The organism is Bradyrhizobium betae, from assembly GCF_004123905.1.
In the GTDB taxonomy this organism is placed as follows: domain Bacteria; phylum Pseudomonadota; class Alphaproteobacteria; order Rhizobiales; family Xanthobacteraceae; genus Bradyrhizobium; species Bradyrhizobium betae_A.
Map to the genome: position 1 here is coordinate 80,973 of NZ_MZXW01000035.1, position 20,781 is coordinate 101,753.

Annotated in this window: 27 protein-coding genes and 1 pseudogene; 13 read left to right on the plus strand and 15 right to left on the minus strand. The window is 62.4% G+C overall.

Annotation, left to right across the window (positions count from 1 at the left end):
* The first annotated feature begins 30 nt into the window (after positions 1 to 30).
* The 4 genes from B5V03_RS25395 (at position 31) to B5V03_RS25410 (ending at position 4,597) form a co-directional block, all read left to right on the plus strand.
* Positions 31 to 2,217: a hypothetical protein gene (locus B5V03_RS25395; RefSeq protein ID WP_129273115.1), complete on the plus strand. Its 2,187-nt coding sequence runs from the start codon at positions 31 to 33 to the stop codon at positions 2,215 to 2,217.
* A gap of 283 nt (positions 2,218 to 2,500) precedes the next feature.
* Positions 2,501 to 3,016, plus strand: coding sequence for a ParB N-terminal domain-containing protein (locus tag B5V03_RS25400; protein WP_129273116.1), 516 nt, complete (start codon positions 2,501 to 2,503; stop codon positions 3,014 to 3,016).
* Positions 3,017 to 3,181: 165 nt separating this feature from the next.
* Positions 3,182 to 3,412 carry a hypothetical protein gene (locus B5V03_RS25405; RefSeq protein ID WP_129273117.1) on the plus strand — a complete coding sequence of 77 codons (231 nt, stop codon included), beginning with the start codon at positions 3,182 to 3,184 and terminating at the stop codon, positions 3,410 to 3,412.
* Between the two features lie 174 nt (positions 3,413 to 3,586).
* Complete coding sequence (locus B5V03_RS25410) at positions 3,587 to 4,597, plus strand: hypothetical protein (RefSeq protein WP_129273582.1); 1,011 nt, start codon at positions 3,587 to 3,589, stop codon at positions 4,595 to 4,597.
* Between the two features lie 42 nt (positions 4,598 to 4,639).
* On the opposite strand, the gene B5V03_RS25415 is transcribed toward B5V03_RS25410, so the two are convergent.
* Positions 4,640 to 5,146 carry a hypothetical protein gene (locus B5V03_RS25415; RefSeq protein ID WP_129273118.1) on the minus strand — a complete coding sequence of 169 codons (507 nt, stop codon included), beginning with the start codon at positions 5,144 to 5,146 and terminating at the stop codon, positions 4,640 to 4,642.
* Between the two features lie 242 nt (positions 5,147 to 5,388).
* Positions 5,389 to 6,054, minus strand: a complete 666-nt coding sequence (locus B5V03_RS25420) for a cell envelope biogenesis protein TolA (protein WP_129273119.1) — start codon at positions 6,052 to 6,054, stop codon at positions 5,389 to 5,391.
* Between the two features lie 135 nt (positions 6,055 to 6,189).
* Here B5V03_RS25420 and B5V03_RS25425 point away from each other — a divergent pair, with 135 nt between their 5' ends.
* Positions 6,190 to 6,984: a transglycosylase SLT domain-containing protein gene (locus B5V03_RS25425; RefSeq protein ID WP_129273120.1), complete on the plus strand. Its 795-nt coding sequence runs from the start codon at positions 6,190 to 6,192 to the stop codon at positions 6,982 to 6,984.
* Positions 6,985 to 7,141: 157 nt separating this feature from the next.
* Here B5V03_RS25425 and B5V03_RS25430 read toward each other — a convergent pair whose 3' ends face one another.
* From B5V03_RS25430 to B5V03_RS25440, 3 genes are all read right to left on the minus strand, one after another.
* Positions 7,142 to 7,414, minus strand: coding sequence for a hypothetical protein (locus tag B5V03_RS25430; RefSeq protein WP_129273121.1), 273 nt, complete (start codon positions 7,412 to 7,414; stop codon positions 7,142 to 7,144).
* A gap of 98 nt (positions 7,415 to 7,512) precedes the next feature.
* Positions 7,513 to 8,328: an FkbM family methyltransferase gene (locus B5V03_RS25435; protein ID WP_129273122.1), complete on the minus strand. Its 816-nt coding sequence runs from the start codon at positions 8,326 to 8,328 to the stop codon at positions 7,513 to 7,515.
* Between the two features lie 224 nt (positions 8,329 to 8,552).
* Positions 8,553 to 9,101: a helix-turn-helix domain-containing protein gene (locus B5V03_RS25440; protein WP_129273123.1), complete on the minus strand. Its 549-nt coding sequence runs from the start codon at positions 9,099 to 9,101 to the stop codon at positions 8,553 to 8,555.
* A gap of 206 nt (positions 9,102 to 9,307) precedes the next feature.
* On the opposite strand from B5V03_RS25440, the gene B5V03_RS25445 reads away from it, so the two are divergent.
* Positions 9,308 to 9,649 carry a zinc ribbon domain-containing protein YjdM gene (locus B5V03_RS25445; protein WP_129273124.1) on the plus strand — a complete coding sequence of 114 codons (342 nt, stop codon included), beginning with the start codon at positions 9,308 to 9,310 and terminating at the stop codon, positions 9,647 to 9,649.
* A gap of 15 nt (positions 9,650 to 9,664) precedes the next feature.
* On the opposite strand, the gene B5V03_RS25450 is transcribed toward B5V03_RS25445, so the two are convergent.
* The 4 genes from B5V03_RS25450 to B5V03_RS25460 all read right to left on the minus strand — a co-directional run bounded on the left by B5V03_RS25450 (position 9,665) and on the right by B5V03_RS25460 (position 11,687).
* Positions 9,665 to 10,585, minus strand: a complete 921-nt coding sequence (locus tag B5V03_RS25450) for a DMT family transporter (protein WP_129273125.1) — start codon at positions 10,583 to 10,585, stop codon at positions 9,665 to 9,667.
* Between the two features lie 88 nt (positions 10,586 to 10,673).
* The gene (locus B5V03_RS41645; protein ID WP_164988275.1) at positions 10,674 to 10,820 is read right to left on the minus strand and encodes a hypothetical protein; all 147 of its coding nucleotides are present in this window, start codon (positions 10,818 to 10,820) and stop codon (positions 10,674 to 10,676) included.
* A 308-nt stretch (positions 10,821 to 11,128) separates the two neighbouring features.
* Positions 11,129 to 11,383 carry a hypothetical protein gene (locus B5V03_RS25455; protein ID WP_129273126.1) on the minus strand — a complete coding sequence of 85 codons (255 nt, stop codon included), beginning with the start codon at positions 11,381 to 11,383 and terminating at the stop codon, positions 11,129 to 11,131.
* A gap of 139 nt (positions 11,384 to 11,522) precedes the next feature.
* Positions 11,523 to 11,687 (minus strand): Flp family type IVb pilin, encoded by a 165-nt coding sequence (locus tag B5V03_RS25460; RefSeq protein WP_164988332.1) that lies wholly within the window; start codon positions 11,685 to 11,687, stop codon positions 11,523 to 11,525.
* A gap of 299 nt (positions 11,688 to 11,986) precedes the next feature.
* On the opposite strand from B5V03_RS25460, the gene B5V03_RS25465 reads away from it, so the two are divergent.
* Positions 11,987 to 13,270, plus strand: coding sequence for a hypothetical protein (locus B5V03_RS25465; protein ID WP_129273127.1), 1,284 nt, complete (start codon positions 11,987 to 11,989; stop codon positions 13,268 to 13,270).
* Between the two features lie 4 nt (positions 13,271 to 13,274).
* On the opposite strand, the gene pdxY is transcribed toward B5V03_RS25465, so the two are convergent.
* The 3 genes from pdxY to B5V03_RS25480 all read right to left on the minus strand — a co-directional run bounded on the left by pdxY (position 13,275) and on the right by B5V03_RS25480 (position 15,514).
* Entirely contained in the window at positions 13,275 to 14,087 is an 813-nt protein-coding gene (gene pdxY, locus B5V03_RS25470) for a pyridoxal kinase (RefSeq protein ID WP_129273128.1), read from the minus strand.
* A 48-nt stretch (positions 14,088 to 14,135) separates the two neighbouring features.
* Positions 14,136 to 14,777, minus strand: a complete 642-nt coding sequence (locus B5V03_RS25475) for an FMN-binding negative transcriptional regulator (protein ID WP_129273129.1) — start codon at positions 14,775 to 14,777, stop codon at positions 14,136 to 14,138.
* Positions 14,778 to 14,869: 92 nt separating this feature from the next.
* Positions 14,870 to 15,514 carry a TetR family transcriptional regulator gene (locus tag B5V03_RS25480; protein WP_129273130.1) on the minus strand — a complete coding sequence of 215 codons (645 nt, stop codon included), beginning with the start codon at positions 15,512 to 15,514 and terminating at the stop codon, positions 14,870 to 14,872.
* 113 nt (positions 15,515 to 15,627) lie between these two features.
* Here B5V03_RS25480 and B5V03_RS25485 point away from each other — a divergent pair, with 113 nt between their 5' ends.
* The 3 genes from B5V03_RS25485 to B5V03_RS25495 all read left to right on the plus strand — a co-directional run bounded on the left by B5V03_RS25485 (position 15,628) and on the right by B5V03_RS25495 (position 17,393).
* Positions 15,628 to 16,293 carry an O-methyltransferase gene (locus B5V03_RS25485; protein WP_129273583.1) on the plus strand — a complete coding sequence of 222 codons (666 nt, stop codon included), beginning with the start codon at positions 15,628 to 15,630 and terminating at the stop codon, positions 16,291 to 16,293.
* A 189-nt stretch (positions 16,294 to 16,482) separates the two neighbouring features.
* The gene (locus B5V03_RS25490; RefSeq protein WP_129273131.1) at positions 16,483 to 16,827 is read left to right on the plus strand and encodes a DMT family transporter; all 345 of its coding nucleotides are present in this window, start codon (positions 16,483 to 16,485) and stop codon (positions 16,825 to 16,827) included.
* On the plus strand, positions 16,827 to 17,393 hold the full coding sequence (locus B5V03_RS25495) for a TetR/AcrR family transcriptional regulator (protein ID WP_129273132.1): 567 nt from the start codon (positions 16,827 to 16,829) through the stop codon (positions 17,391 to 17,393). Before B5V03_RS25490 ends, B5V03_RS25495 begins: the two co-directional genes overlap by 1 nt.
* Before the next feature lies 1 nt (position 17,394).
* On the opposite strand, the gene B5V03_RS25500 is transcribed toward B5V03_RS25495, so the two are convergent.
* Complete coding sequence (locus B5V03_RS25500; RefSeq protein WP_164988276.1) at positions 17,395 to 18,354, minus strand: AraC family transcriptional regulator; 960 nt, start codon at positions 18,352 to 18,354, stop codon at positions 17,395 to 17,397.
* A gap of 218 nt (positions 18,355 to 18,572) precedes the next feature.
* Between B5V03_RS25500 and B5V03_RS25505 the strand changes: the two genes are divergently transcribed.
* From B5V03_RS25505 to B5V03_RS42070, 3 genes and pseudogenes are all read left to right on the plus strand, one after another.
* Entirely contained in the window at positions 18,573 to 19,343 is a 771-nt protein-coding gene (locus tag B5V03_RS25505) for an alpha/beta hydrolase (RefSeq protein WP_129273133.1), read from the plus strand.
* A 135-nt stretch (positions 19,344 to 19,478) separates the two neighbouring features.
* Entirely contained in the window at positions 19,479 to 20,009 is a 531-nt protein-coding gene (locus B5V03_RS25510) for a DUF302 domain-containing protein (RefSeq protein WP_129273585.1), read from the plus strand.
* Between the two features lie 17 nt (positions 20,010 to 20,026).
* Positions 20,027 to 20,161: pseudogene (locus B5V03_RS42070) on the plus strand (IS5/IS1182 family transposase); the annotation flags it as partial.
* On the opposite strand, the gene B5V03_RS25520 reads toward B5V03_RS42070, so the two are convergent.
* Both B5V03_RS25520 and B5V03_RS25525 read right to left on the minus strand, forming a co-directional pair.
* Positions 20,158 to 20,478: a hypothetical protein gene (locus tag B5V03_RS25520; protein ID WP_129273134.1), complete on the minus strand. Its 321-nt coding sequence runs from the start codon at positions 20,476 to 20,478 to the stop codon at positions 20,158 to 20,160. The pseudogene B5V03_RS42070 and the gene B5V03_RS25520 overlap by 4 nt on opposite strands.
* A 72-nt stretch (positions 20,479 to 20,550) precedes the next feature.
* On the minus strand, positions 20,551 to 20,757 hold the full coding sequence (locus B5V03_RS25525) for a hypothetical protein (RefSeq protein ID WP_164988277.1): 207 nt from the start codon (positions 20,755 to 20,757) through the stop codon (positions 20,551 to 20,553).
* Between the last annotated feature and the right edge of the window lie 24 nt (positions 20,758 to 20,781).

Sequence of the window (20,781 nt, forward strand, 5' to 3'; positions counted from 1 at the left end):
TCCGTATTCGAAGTCGTTTTCAACCGGCCCGTGGCTGTCTATGCCAAGACGCACGACGGAGGACGCGACGGATCATTCAAGGGCCTTATCAATCATCCTTTAGAAGTCGGGGAAGCGCGAGATTCGACGCTTCAGACCAAGCATGTAAGCCGCCCAGACGTATCCCTAACTCTCGCTCAACTAACCGAAGAGCGCGCGAAGGTACGTAAACTCGTCGAGCAGGGACGAGCACATAGTTACGTCGTGATGACTAATGCTACCGTTACAGCGACCGAAGCGCGGACTATCCAAGATGCTTTTCTCTCGGACGGCGCTTTAGAAGTCGAAATCTTGGGCCGTGACTGGATCAACAAAAAAATACATGAACATCCAAAGATCCGCGCAACGGTACCCCGCCTCTACGGTTTAGGTGATCTTAGCTGGATCGTCGACGAACGTGCCATAGCCCAAGCGATGGAAGTGCTTGGATCTCTTGGTAACGACATGCGTTGCTACGTTCGTACCAAGGCACATCTAAAGGCAGTCGATGCGCTGCTAAACCATGACTTTGTCTTGCTCATAGGCGAGCCCGCCGCAGGAAAATCAACAATTGCCGCGAACTTGGCTATGGCAGCCATTGATATTAGCGGCTGTGACGTTGTCCGCGTCACGGGCCCTTCGGACATCGTAAAGCACTGGAACCCTCACCAAAAGGATCGCTTCTTTTGGGTGGATGATGCGTTCGGTTCGACCCAATACAATCAGGAGTCGGCAGATCAGTGGAACAAGGTCCTTCCGACAATGGCCGCCGCGCTCAGATGTGGTAACCGCTTTGTTCTCACCTCACGTGACTACATCTGGCGTCGTGCTCTTCAGAATCTAAAGACTGAGTCTTTTAAGCCGCTCCTCGAAGGACGAGTAGTAATCTACACGGAAGACCTCACCAAATCTGAGAAGGAGCGAATTCTTTACAACCATATCAAATTCGGTGACCAACCGCTCTTTCGCCGACAACAGATGAAGCCTCACCTTGAAGCGATTGCCGCTTTACCTAATTTCAAGCCGGAGATTGCTAGACGGCTGGGAAGTTCGTTTTTCACGAAGGACTTAGCATGGACACGGGACGGACTCCAAAAATTCGTGGACGCCCCTCGCCAATTTCTAGCGGACATAATTCAGCAACTGGACCCCGCGGCGCGAGCGGCCGTCGCCCTGATATTTCTCAACGGCGGACGAGTCGCTTCTCCGATCGAAGATGATCAGTCCACGCGAATCATCGAGGCAACATTGGGGGTATCATGCCCCGACATAAAACCCGCAATGGAGCATCTCAACAACACCCTGTTTCTCCATATAGTCGAAAGCGGACAGACATACTGGACCTACAAACACCCAACAATTGCTGACGCTTACGCAGAGCTAATTTCAGCCCAACCCGAACTGGTCGACATTTACCTCCGCGGCGCCAAACTCACCTCAATTCTCAATGAAGTTGTTTATGGCACGAAGACGTTGACGGGAGCCAAGCTCAGAGTATCCCGCAAACTCTATAGTACGCTCGCCTCCCGCCTAGACGAAGCTTCGCCGAAAGCGCAGCGCTTTTTCCTATCGACTAGAGCGGACGCGGAATTCCGAAAGAGATATCTTGCAGAGCACCCACGAGCGCTGCTCCAAGATATCGATTTCTCAAACCCTCTAATCCGCGACCCACAGAGCCAATTCTTCGTATCCGCTGGCAGGGAAGGAAATTTATCAGAAGCTTGTCACCGCTATATTGTTGACCGCTTCAAACAACAAATGACTAGCGTCGGAGATGTCACCTTTCTACTTAATGACGACTATGTCGCATTTTTAGGACCCGTCGCTTACGCAGAGCTCTTGGATACTGCGCGCCTTGATCTGGCCCCTCGATATGCCGACATCATCGCAAGTTATGCGAGCGATTGCGACCAGGATGATCCAGAAGGCTTTTTCAACGAAGATACACAAGCGTTGGAGGCGCTGGAAACGCTTTTTCCAAACGACAATGAGCTGGTATCTCATGTACTCGCCGCGCATTCCGCAATCGAGGAAGTTGTGAGTGAAGTTAGAGAGCGCCCTACTCGATCGGACGACGATGATTCATGGCATTACCATAGGGAAAGTTACTCGGGTGCGAGCTATCGATCTACGCCAGCCAACGGGTCACTTTTCTCTATCAACCAACCGAATTCCATATTTGATGACATTGATAAGTAACCGCGGCATCGCGCTAGACCAGCGAGGCGACATCCTAGGAATGAATTAGGCTTGCGCTGTCAGCACACTACATTCGCTCGTTTCTTGCCTATCCAACTTTCCGAGTCGCGTTTGTTGAACGGCCTCAATCAAACGCACTATCACCGTAATCGCCGATCGGTTCCGGCTTCGATGCCATCAACACCCCGCCACCGAATTGCCTTTGCGGCCGAGCCCTTCCCTCTTAAACTCCAGACACCGCCGGCACGAGTTCCGACGGGCCCGGTAGAAGCGGAGTCGAGTTATGCCCAAACCGGAAAGCTTCCCGATCGAGACGATCTTCGTTCCCACGAAGTTGAAGAAGACCCTCAAACCCGAGACCGTCGCCGAGATCGCGGAAAGTATGCTGGACATCGGACAACAGGAGCCCATTTCCGTTCGGCTCGACGGAGACCGCCTCGTTCTGGTCGAGGGACTGCATCGGTTAGAGGCCTGCAAGGCGCTCGGCGAGACAACCATACTCGGTGTCGTGGTACCGGCCGAGCTTGCTCAACCCAAGCCGCTGCTCGCCGAACGGCCCGAAGTCGAGGCAGAGCGCATCAAGATGGCGCGATTGAAACAGTTGCGCCTGGAGAAGGAAGCCGCGGAGGCGTCGACGGCCGCCTCGAGGAGCGTCAACGCAACGCAAGCGACGCGCAGCTATCAGGCGAAAGGCGTCCGCGACAATCCGAAGGCATCACCGGGCCGGACTGCGAAATCGGCGCCGAAAACATTGTCGGACTGGATCACGCAGCAAAAGGGCAGCGGCGGCCGCTATTGATTGCCGGCTCCGACGGTGCACTAAATTCGTTCGCCGTGATCGAATGACGGTGACAGCCAACGCCCGTTGCTGCGGCGCTTGATGGATCGGAACTTATTCGACCTCCATGGCTTTGGAATGTACTGCCTCCGTGACCGGTGGGCAGTGACAAGTTGAGAGGCGAAAATGTTCCTGACGGGACTTGGCGCGCTGCTCATCATCGGCGGACTCCTGTACATGCTGCGCGCCACGATTTGGCGGGGCCCATTGAGCGGTCGGGATTCCTCTCGACCGGTTCGGGGCACGCTGGAGCCGCCGCGCCGCGGCCTGGGATTCCTTGGGATCGGATCGAACTGGCCGGGAATCGTTCTGATGGCCGCCGGTGTCGTGCTGATGGCGTCAGGCGCGAGCTTTTAGGGCTTGAATTACGCCAGTGCTGTCACCGTAACTGAGGGCGGCGATTGAGCCGCGGTGCGCCCTCCGCCCTGCCCCGAGCCCGCCATAATTTCTCCTTTGCGCGCGCGTTGTGTTGGACAGCGGCGAGACCTATCCTTCCCAAGATCGGACTGCCTCCCATTGACGCCCGACCGGATGGAGAGCGCATCGGTGCCTGACACGAACGACCCCAAACCTGATATCGGCAAGCCTGATAGCGCCAAGCCTGATAGCGCCAAGCCCGATACCGCCAAGCCCGATACCAAGCCGGACGAGGCGCGCGCCGATGGCGGGCTGGCGCGGGCCTACGACCGGATCAAGAGCGCGGAGCAAGACCTTGAGCGGCTGGACCGGCTGGTTTCCGGAATGGAACGCGACGGCGAAGGCCCGCACGCCTCGCACGCAAGTCCTGCTGCGACAGCAGCAGGAATTTCCGGACACAAGCCGCCGACGCCGGATGCCAACGTCCCGAATGCCGGGCCTCGCGATCAAGGCCTGAAGGGAGATCGGACCATGGTGCGCGCTTTGATTGGTCTCGTGCTGGCGATCGGCCTTCTCGGTGCCGCCTTCGCTTCGCAATATCGCGATGAGGCCAAATCGATCCTGGCACGATGGGCTCCGCCGGCCACGAGCACGCCCCCGCAAGCGACCGCGGCGGAAAGTCCGGCGCAGCCGCAGCCCGTGCTGCTGGCCGCTGCGGATGAGCCGAGCCCGGTGCCTGCGGCGCCGGCGAAGGAAACGAACAGCGCTCCCAAGCCTGCCACCACGGCGCCCGACCCGTCATCGTCCGAGCTCGCGCAATCGCTCAAGGCCATCACCAGCGAGCTTGCGAACATCAACGGCAAGCTCGAGCAACTGAAAAGCCGCAACGAGCAGACCCTGCGTGAACAGGCCGACACCATTCAACAGCTCAAGGCGGCGCAGGAGAAGGAAGCGGCGGACAATGCACGTCTCGCCGCGCAGGTCCAGGCGCTGCAAACGCAACCGGCCGCTTCATCCACGCCTGCAGCCCCAAAGCCCGTCGTGCGAAGCGTGAACAATGATGCGGCTGCGCGTGCACGGCCGCATCTGCCGGAGCCCCCACCACCCCGGCGCCCCAGACCGCCGCGGGGGCCCTGGATGCCCCCGCCCTACATGGTCGACCCCTACGGCGATCCGGATTGGTGAGCCCGCAAAGCGCGCGGGCCACCTGACGGACCTATGCCCGTCTCACCGTATTTCGCTCAACGTCACCTTGGCGGCGATCCCGGTCAACTCGAGGTCTTGCGGTGCAAGCTCCTCATCGGAAGACGGGCCGACCGAGACTTCCGCCATTCTGCGCTTGACCTGTTCGCATGTCTTGCGGACGTCCTCGGTGAACAGCGCGCATTCTTCGATGCGCTTGAAGATCTTCCGTCCCTCTTCACGATAGCCCGCCGCCGTTTCCCGCATGAAGGCGATGGCGTCATGGACCTGAGCTGTCAGCTCCTCGCACTTTTGCGCGGCGTCGATCAACTCGGTGCCCATGGCCTCGATCTCTTTTGCAGCGGACTCATAGTCGCGAATGACCGCCTCTGCACTGAGTGCGCCGACGCGCGTGACGCCTTCGGTGTGCTCGACGTAATCAGGTAAAGCAATGGACGCAAGAGAACTTCCCGAGCGTATCGACGCAATGTCCGCTTCGAGCTGGACCAGGTTTACGCCTTGCCGTCTGTGCAATTGTTCGACACTTGCCATGATGGTCCTCCCAATACGCACCCAGAACCCCAAACAGTATTGGGTTTATTACGGGGGTAAGTCGCGTTCTACCTCTATGTATCCTTGACAGTCGCAGCTTTGCCACTTTTTCCCGACCGCTGACGCCGCACGCAGCGATGAGGGATTCATCGTCGCGCAACCTCTCCTGAGTTACGATGACAGTGCACTAATTCATGCCTGCCGGATTTGCCGCCGCCCACTGCCCTGTCCAACGGCGCACCCTACTCCCGCGCCCGACGAACCGCCTCTTGCAGCTTGATCCGCTGCTTGTCCCAGCGTGCCTCCTCCGCCCCGGCACGTTCATCGAGCGCGGCGCGCTCGGCTTCGATCTCCTCTGCCCGCGCGTCGTGGTCCCGCCTTGCCTGCTCCAGTACCGCCTCGGCGGCCGCGACCGCTTTCTCCCGGCGCGCGCGGTCCTTGGCGCGGGCGGCCTCTTCCTTGCGGCGCGCGGTTTCGCGTCGCTGTTCTTCCTTCGCGAAGGCCGCGGCGGCCGCGCGCGCTTGTCGATCATCGATCGCGGATTTTGCCGCACGCTTGGTCGCACTCTTGGCTGAACCTTTGGGCGGACGCTTGGCCAAACCCTTCTTGGGCCTGGCCCTGGATTTCGGCTTGCCCTCGTCCTCGGCGAGATCGGTCGGCAGTTCGGAATGCTCGGTGAACGGGCCGTCCGATCCGACCGGCCGCCTGAGCACGACGCCCGGTGCTGCCATGGTCGCGGCGACGATATCGGGGTCGTCGGTCTCCTTCGCGATCCCCTGATGGAACAGATTGGATTTTGCGCCCCAGGCGTCCAGCGCCGCCTTCATCGATGGCGCGGCGACCGCCTGGTCGAAGAAGCCGAGCGAGGTCTGATAGGTCTTCAGCTTTCTTGATGGCTTTCTTGGCATGTCGCCTCACGGCCTGATATTGCGATGCGGAGCGGGCCGCGGAGTCCTGCCCGGCGCCGAAACGATGCCCATCAACTCAGTCGGCTGATGGATCTCGCAAGCGCTCCCCCCATCCTACCCGCTCGCACAAGTCCCATGCCAAGGAAAAGCAAGCGCCTGCTTCCTCGCCTTCGCAGCGTTCGGCGAGGCATGCGATGGACACGACAAACGTTCGCGCGCGCCCCGCGCATGGTCCGGATCGCTGGCACCGTGGCGATGCTGCTTGCCGCCATCGCGCTCCTGAACATCGTCTATCAATTGATCCGCAAGCCGACCGAGCTGTTCGTCTTCGTCGACCATTCCCTGGACAAGGAGCCCGCCGAGACCTGGCGGCAATACGGCCCTCTCTTCCGCACCTATTCGACCACGACGATCACGCCCGAATTGCTCGCCGCGCTGGCGCAGGTCGAAAGTACCGGCAATCCGGTGGCGCGCACTTATTGGCGCTGGCGATGGAGTTTTAATCCACTGGCGATTTACAAGCCCGCCTCCAGCGCCGTCGGTCTGTTCCAGATGACCGATCCGGCCCTCAGCGAGGCTGCGCGGTTCTGTGTCCGCGACAATGCGGTCACGGTGTCAGGCTGCGGGTCGACCTTCTTCTATGTTCGCGCGATCCCGAGCCACGCCATCGAGCTGGCCTCGGTGTATCTGGACCGCAATGTCGCGCTGGTTCTCACGCTGGCGGGCGATGTGAAGCCAAACGCGCAGCAGAAGCAGGATCTGGCAACCATCATCCATCTCTGCGGCGTAGGTCCCGCCACCGCCTATGCGCGCCACAAGTTTCAGATAATCGCAGGCGAGCGGTGCGGCGATCATCTCGTCGCGGGCTATCTCGCCAGGGTCAACGCGATGAAGCGGCAGTTTCTGCGGCTTGCGGCGGATGATCCGTAGGGTGGGTTAGCCCTGCGACTGCGCGAAGCGCAGTTCGCACGGCGTAACCCACCTCTTCTGTCTCTGCGGATGCAAAAAGCGGTGGATTACGCTGGCGGACTGCGCTTCGCGCAGCCGCGAGCCAATCCACCCTGCGCTTGATCGCATTCGGTGGCCTTCACCACCAATACGGCCACCGCCACGCCTCATAGCGGACATACGACGGCACCAGCGGCGGGCCGTAGGGATCGACACGATCGTCTTCAGGGCGATAACGGTAGCGTGGAACAACATTGTAATCCCACGGTGTCGGCCTGAGCACCGGGACATCCACGCGCAGCCGTTCGTGAGCGACTTGGGCTTTCCGCGTCCGGGCTTCGGCCCCCGTCATTCCCAGGTTGCACAGCACCAGCGCTGTTCCGAGTGCGCTCGCGACAGTCATGATCTTCATGCGTTGGCCTCCTTGCTCCGGAAGAGTGCTCAAGGACACCAGGCAAGGCAAGTCAATTCGCGATGACAGGCTACGGGCTGTCGCGAGGCTCGCGCGCCTCACGCCGCCGGCCGCTCGCCTTGCACCGGGTTGATATCCCGCAGGCTCGCATCGCTCAGATGCACGGCGAGAATGTTGATGCCGAGCGCCATGGTCTGGTAGCCGTTCTCTCGCAGCCACTGCTCGAGCTGCTGGTTGTCGGTCTTGATCTTCTCGATCAGTAGGATCGGGCGATATTTCCGGATCGTCTCCCGCGCGCCCGCAAGGGCCTCCAGCTCCATGCCCTCGATGTCGATCTTGATGAAATCGAGGCGCGGCAGATTGAGCTCGTCCAGCGTCATGGTCCGGACCAGGACGGTGTTGTCGGCATAGTCGATCGGCTGGCCGATGAACTCGTTGCCCGGGCGCTGCCGCAGCTCCAGGCTGCCAAAGCTCGACGGCAGGAAATAGTTCGGGTTCGGGATCTGCATCGTGCCTGACACGGACGACACGGCCGCATTCACCGCGAGCGCATTGAAGCAGTTGTTGATGGCGATGTTTCCGGCCAGTGCGTAGTAGATCCGCTCCTGGGCTTCGATCGCGAACACCGAGCCCCAGCCAGTCATCGCCGAGGCCCATTCGACCGTGTGCACGCCGATATTGGCGCCGCAATCGACCGCGATCACGCCGTCACCGAAGTGCTTGCGCCGCAAGGCCAGCAATTCGAGCGCGATCTTGACTTCGCCCGGATCGAACGCGGCCGTCTCCAGGATCTGGAAGCCCACGCCGTAGCCGCGGTCAGGACCGACCATGCGATAGTCGAAGCGATTGACGATCATCGTGCCATGGTTGGACGAGGTCAACACGAAGGCCAGCTTTTGCCCCGCGATAGGCATGGTGGAATCTCCTCTCAGAAAGAAGTAGATGCCACTATCCCAACGCCCGCTTGCGCGAGGCTTGTCCCGGCGCAGGCCTCCAGCCCCGCCTCTGGCCACGATGCCATCATGCGCCTGTTTTGCCCGACGGCGCAAGCGAATTTCGTAAAATCAGCAATCGCCGCGAATTCAAAGGCGAATTCAACGATTTGGCTACTGTGCATGGGGTTTTCGCAGATTATGTTTCAGGCGGCCCCCGACGCCGCGTCGACGTCCTCGGGCGCCGGACCGGCCACGAGCCCGTCGAGACCGACCATCAGCAGATCAGCGATGTGCATCAGCTGATACAGCGGAATGTCCGCCTCGCCCTTTTCGGCCAGCGCCAGAAAGCCTGATGTGACGCCGATACGCTCGGCGAGCTGCGCCTCGGTGTAGCCACGGTTCTCGCGCGCAGCCTTGACGCGCGCGCCGATCCCGAGCCGGTGCCGGGACTGCTCGTCCGCAGTCATCATCGCGGCCTGCTCGTCCGGGCTCGCGTAGCCGTCGGCGAACGCGCCACCGATCAGCCGCTCCTTGCGCCAGGCGAGCCGGCAGGCCTTGCGCAGTCCACCGGAGAAGATCACCGCAAATCTATCCGGCACCCAGGCCGAGCTGTTGAGCTGCAGCCGCACGCCGCTGCCGGAGACATCGCGGATCGTGCAGGGCACGCTGACGGTGCTGCCGGTGCCGTTGTCGAATTCGACCAGTCCGGTCCGCAGCGTATGATGTCTGACGGCAGCGCGATGCTCGCTCATGACAGCTCCAATCATTTGCGGATGGGTCGAACGGCGTGTCCGGCCCATCCGTCTTGTCAGGACATGGATACCGTGGAATTTTTCCTGAACTCCTAAGGTTCCGGCGCTTCAACCCCGACCGGACGCCATGGTAAAGGAATTGCTCCAAAACCATCTTTTCCGGCGGAATGCGTGCGGCGCGCCCGTGACGGGTGACGAGGCAAGCGATGACCGAACCGATGACATGCCCGAACTGCCAATCCGAGCACGCCTACCAGGACCGCGATCTCTGGGTCTGCCCGGAATGCGCCCATGAATGGAGCGACGCCGCCGCACCGGTCGCGCAGGAGGCCGGCGTGCGCGATGCGCATGGCAATGTGCTCAGCGACGGCGACAGCGTCATCGTGATGAAGGACCTCAAGGTCAAGGGATCCTCGTCGGTCGTCAAGGGCGGTACCAAGGTCCGCAACATCCGCCTCCAGGACGCCACCGACGGCCACAACATCGCCTGCAAGATCGACGGCATCGGCGCGATGAATTTGAAATCGGAGTTCGTGAAAAAGGCGTAAGCGGCGGAAGCGAACTCAGCGCTGCCGTTGCGCCAGATAGAACCCGCACAGCACCGTCACCAGCCCCGCGGCCTGCAACATCGTCGGCGGCTCGCCGAGCAGCAGCCAGCCGGTGAGCAACGTCAGCGCCGGCACGCAAGCCGGAAACACCGCGGCACGCGCGACGCCGAGGCGCTGCACCGAGACGGCGTAGAGATACAGCGCGGCGGGGCCGGCGAGCACGCCCTGCGCCAGCGCCTGTATCGCGTTTTCACTGATGCCGATCGCCATGATGCGGGCGAGCCCGTCGCTCAAGAGATAGACCGGTAAGAGCAGCAGCGACAGCACGTTGATGACGAGCGCGGCCGATACGGCGGAGACGCGCCAGCCGCGCAGCAGCGCGCCGAAGCCCGCGAACATCAATCCCGTCAGCACGAAGATCAGATCGCCCTGCACGCCGTCGGCGCCGATATGGCCGATCGATTCCGCGCCGATCACGCCGAGCCCGCCGACGATCACCAGCGCGCCCACGAAGCGCGAGGCGGAGATCCTCTCTTTCAGGAACAGGGCTGCGAGCAGCAGCCCGCCGAGCGTAGCGCAGGACGGCTGGATCACGCTGCCATGGCCGAGCGGCACGTACAGAAAGCCGGTGTAGGAGATCAGCGACATCACGGGGCCGCCGAGCACCATCAGCACGAGGCCCCTGCCCCAGCCGATGCCGCAGAGATCGGAGATTCCTGCGCGCAGCACCAGCGGCAGGAACGCGATCCCCGACCAGACATAGCGATGCACCAGCAGATCGACCGGCGTGAAGCCGATTTTGAGGCCATGCCGCGTGCCGGCAAAGCCAAGCGCCCAGAACAGCGCCGCCGACAGGCCACAGACGACGCCAAGAAGCGCCGGTGCCGCATCCTTCCCGTGAATGAGAGCGTCAGCGCCGCTCGTCCGCTGATCCATGGATCAAGCGATACGTCGGTAGCCGCCGTGGCTCAACCCATTTGCTTGCAGGGCTGGCACGCGGGCTCAGCCCGCGTGAGCGCAACGCTCAGAAAAACCCCGGGCTGAGATCGAGGCCATAAGTGAGGCTCAGCACGAACACGAACAACGCGGCGGCGGCGAACATCGCGAGATGCCTGACGATGAACTCTCGCGGCGAGGTGCTGGCAACAACGGCTTTTTGCGCAACGGGCATGACGACTCCAGTATGATTCCAGAATGGGCCGCTCAATATGCATGCGGCGCAGGCATCAGGCGCCGCGATTTCCAAAACAACTATTAAGAAGATCACACTCGTCTTGAACCGCCGTACACAACACAGAGAGCGCACGATTCTTTTTCAGCTCTCGCTTCTCGATCAGCGCACGCACACAGAAAAACGCGCTGTTCCCTGCCGCAAAGAAAAAACCGCGCTCCCCTGGAGGGAACGCGGCTTCAATGTGAGGCCTTCTTAAAACCCGAATCTTGCGGTAGGCACGATCCGCCCGAACGGTGCAGTCTGGTCTAGCGGGCCGAACCCGTGGTCACCGTCGCGGTCTTCAGCTTGCGCGGCGTCAGGACGCTGGCCTGGAGCGCCGTCACGCTGGTGGCGGGCGCCGTCACCTGCTGCTCGACATGGCTGGCGCCGAGCACGCGGACCTGCACGGGCGAAGCCGGAATGCCGTTGGCCTCATAGGCCGGCAGCTCGGCGGCGAAGGTGGCAGTCGAGCCCGCGATGACGAGGGCGGCGGCTGCGATCGACAAAGTCTTCTTGTTCATTGGTGATGCTCCAGAGATAAGTCTCGGAGCACATCTAAGCCTGATTTGCTGCGTTGCGATATGCATTGCTGCATCGCAACATCGCGCCCCGCGCATGGACGCAATGGTTAACTGTCACGACGATGCGCACGGCCCCGCCCTATTTCAGCGCCGTCGCCAGCGCTTGCAGCTTTGCCACGAGATTGGTGCCGAGCGCGTAGATGATCTCGATGATGGCAAGCGCGATGCCCGCTGCGATCAGGCCGTATTCGATGGCGGTGGCGCCGGATTCATCGGCAGCAAATTCGGCCAACAGGCATTTCAATTTCACGACTCGCGTCCTTCCCAGTTCTACCGGAAATTGCCGGCGCGAGAGCAATGCCAGACCGCAATCCAAGATTGAGTAAATTCGCTCACCTCAATTTGACGACAATGAACGCCGAATTGGCCGGCCTTTCCAGAACCGCAGCGAATCCGCGTTGCCCGCGGGCAACACCTGCCCGAAAAAGCCCGTTTTCGCCGATTTGCGCCATTGCACCGCCACATCATCCTCCGAACAATGGACGCACCGCGTGAGCAAGCTGTGCAAACTGGTTCGGTCAGAACCTTTTGGAGGCAGGGATCATGAATGATCGGCGGTCTCTTCTGGTGGCAGTGTCGTGCCCCTCGGCCGTCATGGCCGGCTGGCTGGCGCTTTCTCTGTCCGCCTATGCACCTGCCCTCATCGAAAGCAGCGGCGCCAATGCGGCTGCCGTCTCGCGCGCGAAAGATGTCAGCGCTCTCGAGATCGCCGACGTCCCGCGCGCCGCGACGATCGAGGATGGCATCGCGTTGACCGCCGAGATCGCGGCTGCAGTCGCTGCAACGCCACCGCCCGTTGAATCGGTGCCCGAAACCCCCGCCCCTGCGATCAAGCTCGCATCCGCCGATCCGGCGCTGATCTTGCCGGCGGAGCCGCCGCCAGCACCGCAGATTTCGCCTGAACCAGAGCCAGTCATCAGCGAGGCGCCGCCGGAGCCCGTGATAAAACTCGCATCCGCCGATCCCACCGAGATCGTGACGACGGATGCGCTATCGCCCGCTTCCATCGCGACCGGGCCGGCCGCTGTCGCGAGCAAGGCGTCGCCGTCAGCCGACACCGTCGCGGTGCTCGACGAATGTTACGTGATGGACGCCTGCATCGACCGCTATCTCTGGGCGCTCTACCAGCGCACGCCCAAGGAAGACTCGATCAAGGTCGAGGAGCGCCGCGCCGTCACCGTCAAGCGCAGGGGCAAGATGGTCACGGTGATGCGCAGCTTCACCAAACTCGTCGACGAGGATTTTGGCTGGAAGGATCCGAAGGCGGCCGAGCACGCCGGCAAGCCGATGATGGACTACGTGATCGGCGGCATGGATCGCAGCTTCAAGCAAAAACTGTTTCGCACGCTGCTCGCAGCTGAGGCCGCCGGCCTCTCGCCGGGCATCACCAGCGCGTTCCGTGACGATTATCGCCAGTCGATTGCGAGTGGCCTGAAGGCGGCGTCCGACCGCTCGTACCACGGCGGCAGCACGCGCGGCGGCTATGGCCACGGCATGGCGGCCGACATCGTCTCGACCGCGGGCAACAACCGCGCGCAGCGTTGGGTCTCGACCGAGGTGCTGTGGAAATGGGTCGATGCCAACGGCAAGGCGCTCGGCATCGGCCGGCCCTATCTCGGCCGCGATCCGCCGCATGTCGGCCCGATCGATGGCGCGGAGTACATCTCCAAGCGCGGCGTTGCGACCAAGGAGGCCGCCAACGTCAGGCCGAAGAAGACACGGGCCGCGGCCAGCGCGAAGCCGCCGAAGGCACAGGCGGCGCGTGAGCAGAAGAGCCCGGCCAAGCCGCAGAAGTCGGCGCAATCGGCCGGCAAGCGCGCGACCTGAGCGATTACTGCTTCTGGCCCGGCAACGGCACGAGGCGCATCTCGGCTGTCCCGGCGTCCTGCGTGCGCACCAGCACCGCAAAAATGGTTTCGACTGCGAGCCGCACCGCCGCCTCCATCGCCTTGCCCTTGGCCAGATGCGCCGCGATCAGGCCGGTGAGGAGATCCCCGGTCCCTGAGGGGCGGATCGGCAGACGCGGCGTCGCAAAGCGCGACAGCTGGCCATCCGCGCACAGGATCGTCTCCACCTGCCCCTCTGGCGTGTCCGTGAGCGTGCAGCCGGTCGCAACGACATCGGTGCGCCCAGCCCCCGCGAGCGCCGTGCATGCCGCGCGCAGGCCCGCAGCGTCCGCGATCGTGATGCCGGAGAGCAGCTCGAGCTCGAACTGGTTCGGCGTCGTCAGGTTGGCGGCCGGCAGCAGCCGGTGCCGCACCACGTCCAAAATGCCGTCGGCGACATAGACGCGGCCGTCGTCCCCGATCACGGGGTCACAGAGATAGATCAGCTTCGAATTGCGGATCAGGGCCCGTTCGACGAAGTCGGCGACGACTGCGGCATTGCCGGGCGAGCCGAGATAGCCTGTTACCAGCACCGCGGCCTCGTCGACGAGATCGCGTTCCTCGACGCCCTTGAGGAGGTCGGCGACAAGCTCGGTCTCCAGCACGCGTCCGCGCAAGGTCGGATAGCGCGGATGGTTCGACAGCAGCGTCGTCGGCACTGCCGCGGCGTTCACGCCCTCCGCCTGCATGGCATAGGCAGCCGCGCTGTTGCCGACATGGCCGTGGACCACCTGGCTTTGAATGGAGATGACGAGCATGCAGAGGTCCGTAAGGTCAAACGTTGGATGTGGCAAGCGTAGCCGGGATCACAAGGTCTCATACCCAAGGCCCGGCCGCAGCGCCTGCATCTTCTGCGCCAAGCGCCGATGCCCGCTTTCTTCCGACCGCGCCAGCCGGCCCACGACCGCGGCATGATCCGCATCGCTCTTGTGCTGGTTGAGCTTGGCCTGCCCCTCGACGCTGTCCACCACGAGATCGATGACACGGATCGCGGCCAACATGCTCTCGCGCTCGTCGGGCTCCATCTGCGCGAGGTCCCAGGGCGCCTTCGGCAACCGCGCCTCGGAGACTGCGAGTAGCGCATCGCCATGGCCGCGATTCTCATCCAGCTCGCGCAGATGGGCGACGCCCGACAGGTGCACGGCCTCGTAGAGCCAGGTCGAGACATTGTCGCGCGAGGCGTACCAATCGTTGGAGATGTAGGCATCGTCGCCGGCCACGATCAGCAGGAAGCGCCGCGCGCCGTCCGCGAGCGGCACGAGCGGATTTTTGGCGGTGAAATGGATCTGCACGATCGTGCGCCCCTCACGCTGGTCCAGCACGAACGGCACATGCGAGGCACGCGGGCCGCGCTCATCCGCCGCCACGATCATGCCGAAACCGCGCCGACTTGCGAATTCCAGCGCGTGCTGCTCCTCGATGCGGAACTGGGGACGGAGGACATGCATGGCGCGGCGCTCGATGGCTGGATGGACGACGAGCCGAGGCTAACTCATGATCCTGCCAAATCAGAAACGATATTGGTGCGCAAACGCGGATGTCAGGAATGATCTCGACGCCGTGCAAGCTCGCCGAGATAGGCACAGAACATGTCGGCCAGCCCGTCGGCATGACGCGCGATCTCCGCCTCGCTCCGAGACGTCTCCGAGAATTTTTTGCCGACCTCGCTCAGCGTCGTCTTGATCAGCTCGCCGGCGAGCATGCGCGTCGCATCCGGGACTTTAGGCAATGCCTCCCGCATGAAGACCGCGACGATGCCCTCGCCTGATGCCCGCGCGCTCTGCGCCTCGGGCGCGTCGCGATAGAGCGGTGCGGCGTCGCTGAGCGCGCCGCGGATCGCGGCCTCCTCGCATTCCGAACGAATGAAGGCATGGACCAATGCGCGCAGCCGCACCAGTGGCGGTTTCGCCCGGTCCGCGAGAATGCCGCGCAACAGCTCGCTCGTGCGTCGCCATTCGTCGCTCTGGAGGCGGAACAGGATCGCCGCCTTGTTCGGAAAATATTGATAGAGCGATCCGACGCTCACGCCGGCCCGCTCCGCCACCCGCGCCGTGGTGAAACGCTGCGCGCCTTCCTTCGCCAGAACCTGAACAGCAGCATCGAGAACGGCCGCCACCAGCTCGCTGGAGCGGGCCTGCTGCGGCTGTTTTCGTGAGGAAACTGAACGGCTTCGGCGATCGGCCATGATGTGGTCCAGGCAATGCGAATAGGAAACGCGACGAATTAGTCGTATTTCGACCTCAGCGCAAGCGCGCGGCTTTTTCGCGAATGTGGAGACTTCCAATGAACACCCCGACTATGACTTCGCTTGCCATCACATCACTTGCCCCGCTGCTGGATCGCCTGTTCGACCAGGACGAAGCAGCAAGGAGCGCACTGCGTGCCGCCGTAGCCGACCTGTCCGACGCCGACCGCGAACGGATGATGCGGAGCAAGACCGATTACCGCGACCTCTACGGACGGCTGAAGGACGTTCCGCTCGCGGTCTCCCGCGAGACCGGTCATCTGCTCTACATGCTCGCGCGCAGCTCACGGGCCAGAACGATCGTCGAGTTCGGCGCCTCGTTCGGCATCTCCACCCTGCACCTTGCCGCAGGCTTGCGCGACAATGGCGGCGGCCGTCTCATCACCAGCGAGTTCGAGCCGTCCAAGGTGGCACGGGCGCGGGAGAATCTCTCCGCCGCCGGCCTGCTCGATCTCGTCGAAATCCGCGAGGGCGATGCGCTGACGACGCTCAGCGCCGATCTGCCTGAGACGATCGACCTCGTACTGCTCGACGGCGCCAAGGCGCTCTACCCTGAGATCCTGGATCTGGTCGAAGGCCATCTCAGGCCGGGCGCGATCATCGTCGCCGACAATGCCGACGACAGCCTCGACTATCTGGCGCGAGTGCGCGCACCGGAAAGCGGCTATCTGTCCACGCCCTTTGCCGAGGACGTCGAACTCTCCGTGCGGATCAACTGACGCCGCACGAACCGCAACGACATCCCAGGGCCACCGCGCGATTCGTCGCGCGGCGGCTCCGCGCGGCGTTCCGCGCCTGTCGCAGGTTCGTCACTCACACGTGATATCTCCTCCCGCCAAAAGTCATGTTCTGCGTGCTAAACATACCTACCGCGCGGTATCTTTCCACGTACTACACTCGAGCTTGTCATGACTTCCGCCTTCAATCCCTACGCAGCTCTTGCCCTCGCCATCGTCTTCGAGGTGACGGCGTCCGCCTTCCTGCAGCAATCCGCACAGTTCACGCGGCCGTGGCCGACGCTCGCCATGGTGCTGTTCTATGTCGCCTCGTTCTATGCCCTGTCGGTCGCGATCCGGGTCATCCCCCTGAGCATCGCCTACGCGATCTGGGGCGGCGTCGGCATCATTCTGACCGCGACCGTTTCCTTCGTGCTGTTCCGCCAGATGCTGGATGCGGCGGCCTTCGTCGGCATCGGACTGATCGTGTCAGGGGTCGTGGTCATCAATCTGTTCTCGCAGACAACGGCGCACTGATGCCGGCGAGCGCCTATACCCGCGCCAAGCAGCCCGAGCAGGTCCGGCGCGCCCTGCTCGACCACGCCGCGGCGATCGCCATGGACCACGGCGTATCAGGCGTCACGGTGCAGGCGGTGGCGGCGGCGGCCGGCGTCACCAAGGGCGGGCTGTTTCATCACTTCGGCAGCAAGCAGGCGTTGATCGAGGGGCTGTTCGCCGATCTCCTCGCCCGCGTCGATGCCGAGATCGACGCCGCCGTTGAAGCCGATCCCAGGCCGCGCGGCAGCTTTACACGCGCCTACGTCAATGCCGTCTTCACCGGCAAGGCCTTCGGCTTCGCCACGCCCTGGGCGGCGCTCAGCATGGTCGTGGTCACTGATCCATCACTGCGCCGGCTCTGGAACGACTGGATCAAGGCGCGGCTGAAACGTCATCGTGGCACCGACGCCGCGCCCGAGCTTCACGTCGTGCGGCTAGCAGCCGACGGCGCGTGGCTGTCATTTGTAACGACGGGGCAGACGCGGATGAGCGCGGATTTACGTGCGGTGCACGACCGACTGATCGCGCAGACTTACAGGCGATAGGTCAATCAGCAGCTTCTTGCGGAATATCTGCTTGCCTCTCACCGCTATCTGACTGTCTGGCCGCTCGGTACCGACCGGGCGATAGGCCGTGATATCGATGGAACAGCTTGGAAAATGCCGCCGCCGTCTCGTAGCCGACCCGGCTGGCAATCCGTGCAATGGGCTCATCGCTGGTTTCCAACAGGAACGCCGCTTCCGCCATCCGCCGCTCGATCACATAACGGTGCACGGACTGGCCGACGAGCTTGGTAAAGCGCGCCGAAAATACCGAGCGGCCGAGCCCCACGCGCTGGCCAAGGTCGCTCAAGGTCCAGGGCCGGTCGGGTTTTTCGTGAATGAGCCTAAGTGCCGGTCCGATATGCGGGTCGGATATGGCCCCGAGCCAGCCGCCTTGTCCGGGACTGAGAGACGAGATCCAGCTTCGGAGTACCTCGACAAAGAGCACTTCCGTCAGGCGTGAAAGCGCAACGCTTTGGCCGGGACGCTCGATCGCGAACTCGCTGACCATGCGACGCAGGATTGCCTCGAGCCAACCGCCGTCTGCCGTCGGCTTCAGCACAAGCACAGGCGGAAGCAGCTCCAGCACACTGCAGAACATCGGTCGGGACACCGTGAAATTGCCGCAGATCATGGTCGAGAGCGGCTTTACCCGACTGCCGTGACGAACGACACCGAACCGCGACGACGCTCGCTCGATATCCCTGATCCGCAAGGGCTCGGCCCCGCGATCCGAATAGAACACATGCGGCTGTCCGCGTGTGATGACGACAAAATCGCCCGCGGTCATCTGGATTTCCTGCCCTTGCTCGAGCGCGAGGGTCGCAGTGCCTTCGCTGAGATAATGAAACAGGGCGTAGGGGCGCGCCGGCAACTCGAGATGCCAGGGATGGCCGAGCTCGAAGTGAAAGAGCAGCGTCCCACCGAGGCGAACGCGATCCAGCACCTGGGCGAGGATGTCCATGCCGGCGAGACTAGACCGGTGGACGATAGGACACAACATCCGGACGATTGATCTCTTTGGTCCGAGAGGTCGGCAAACCAACTCCTGTCGCGGCGGGCCGACGTTACGTACGGCAGCCATTTCGCCAACGGCAGATGGAAGAACCGCGACCAAGCTGGAAACGCCCGTCCATTCCACCGGACTGTGTTCGTCCGACATCATGCCAACAGGACCAATTCATGCGAAATATTCTCCTCTCAGCCGCTACCGTACTTCTGGCCGGAACGACATTGGCCGGCTCCGTCCGTTCCGCCGAACTGCCCAAGGGAGCAGCGCACAACATCGTGCTCGTGCATGGCGCTTTCGTGGACCAGACGAGCTGGCAGCCCGTTGCCGATATTCTCACGAAGAAGGGCTACAATGTCACGCTGGTCGAAAATCCGCTCACCTCGCTTGCCGCTGACGTCGATGCCACGAAGCAGGCGCTGGCGAAGCAGAACGGCAAGACCGTCCTCGTCGGCCACTCCTGGGGTGGCGTGGTGATCACGCAGGCCGGTAACGATCCCAAGGTGTCGGCGCTCGTCTACGTCTCCGCTTTCGCACCCGACGTGGGACAATCCCTGGCGACCCTCGCCAAGAGTGGCCCGGCAACCGAAGGCGCCGCGGCGATTCACCCTGACGCGAAGGGTAATTTGTACATCGATCCCAAAGTGTTTCCGTCAGCGGTCGCAGCTGACCTTCCCCCCGAAATCGCTGAGCACCTGGCCAACTCGCAGCTTCCGTTGAACCACGTTGCGTTCGAAGCCCCCGTCGACGTTGCCGCCTGGCGCGACAAGCCGACGTTCTACGTGATTAGCACCAAGGACAAGGTGATCGCACCGGAGGTTCAGAAGCTTTTTGCCGCCGGTATGAAGGCCCAGACGACGGAAGTCGCCGGCAGCCATGCTTCGCTCGTCGTTCATGCAAAAGAAGTCGCCGCGGTGATCGAAAAGGCCTCGCTCGCAAAGTGACGACGCCGCTCCCGGCGCCCTCGTGCCGGGAGCGCTCACTGCAAATGGCGTTACTCAGCCCGGGCCGGCCGGTCCCGCATCGCGGCTCTTGAGCCAGGCTTGGCACTCATCCATGAGAGTATTGAAGAGGATAAAATGACGATCGCGAAAGTGGAAGTGGCTCGCTTCAGCCTCACAAGCTCGAAACCATTCGACGCGGTAGTGGCCACGCTCAGGTCGGCCATCGGGCAGCCCGACATGATCGAATTTTTCAGGGCGACGCGGGCAACAAACAACTTCCGGGATTTGGAGCGCGTTGTGCAAAGCGGTCTCGGGCGTACGGGTCTTATGCTTTTCGCGGAATTCGACTTGGGCGACATTCTGCGGCGCGAAACAGGAAGCGAGACACCTAAGATCATGCGATTTGTCGTCGGAAATCCGCTCATCATGAAGGAGATGGTCAAGCACGTGCCCGATGCTGGATCTTACGCTCCTGTCACAATCCTCATTGATGAACGTCCCGATGGCGTGCATCTCTCGTACGACCAAATGGAAAGTTATTTATTGCCTTATGCCAGCGCCGAAGCCCTTGCCATCGCCCGAGATCTGGATGCGGGGGTAACAACTGTGATGCGCGAATGCGCCGGGCTCAAACATTCTGATGACGCCGCGCGTCCACAAGAATAGTCGAAAAGCCGGAAGTGAAATTCTGCGCGAGGATCAAGCAATGTCGTCGTGTGGCGACGCACGACGACAGGCTTGCGGGAAACGACCTCGCCTTCGTCCAACTCGCATCTATCCGGCTATGGCTTGCCGCGCGTTGTGAGTCCGCGGCCTAGCGGCTTGTCACCGGCTTGGGCGGGCGCGGCGCGGACTTGGACGGCTTCGCGCCGGGCTTCACCGCCGCGCGCGGCGGCGGTCCGTCGACGGACTGCAAATATGCTGCGAGCGCCTTGGCGGTGTCGGAACTGGTCGCGTAATGATCCGTCAGGAACCAGGACAGCGTCAGGCTCATGCGCCCCTTGGCAAGACCACGCGGGCTCCGATGGCAGGTCGTGCAGCCGTCGGCGAACAGCTTCTCGGCCGGCTTGCCGGCATCGAGATTTTGCGCGGACGCGACAGTCACCGTCAGTGTGGCGACGGCCGCGAGAGTCATCAGGGGCGCGATCACCTCGCGCCCCGGTCGAAATAGCGAAGTCAAATCTCGTCCCCTAGCCCCGTTGCGCGGTCAGGCCGCCAGCAATTGATCGAATTCGGGCGGCGTATAGGCCTTGCCGTCCTGGTCGGTGATGACGACCCGCCACCCCTCACTGGCCCACACCCTTGCTTTCGCCACGATGAGCAGCCGGCTCTCGCGGGCGAAACTGCACTTCTCATTATCGCGTTCTGCGATCATTTTATAGGCCAATGCCCATCCCCTTGCGTTGCCCTGCACCCGTTTCCCTCGTGGCAGCGGGCT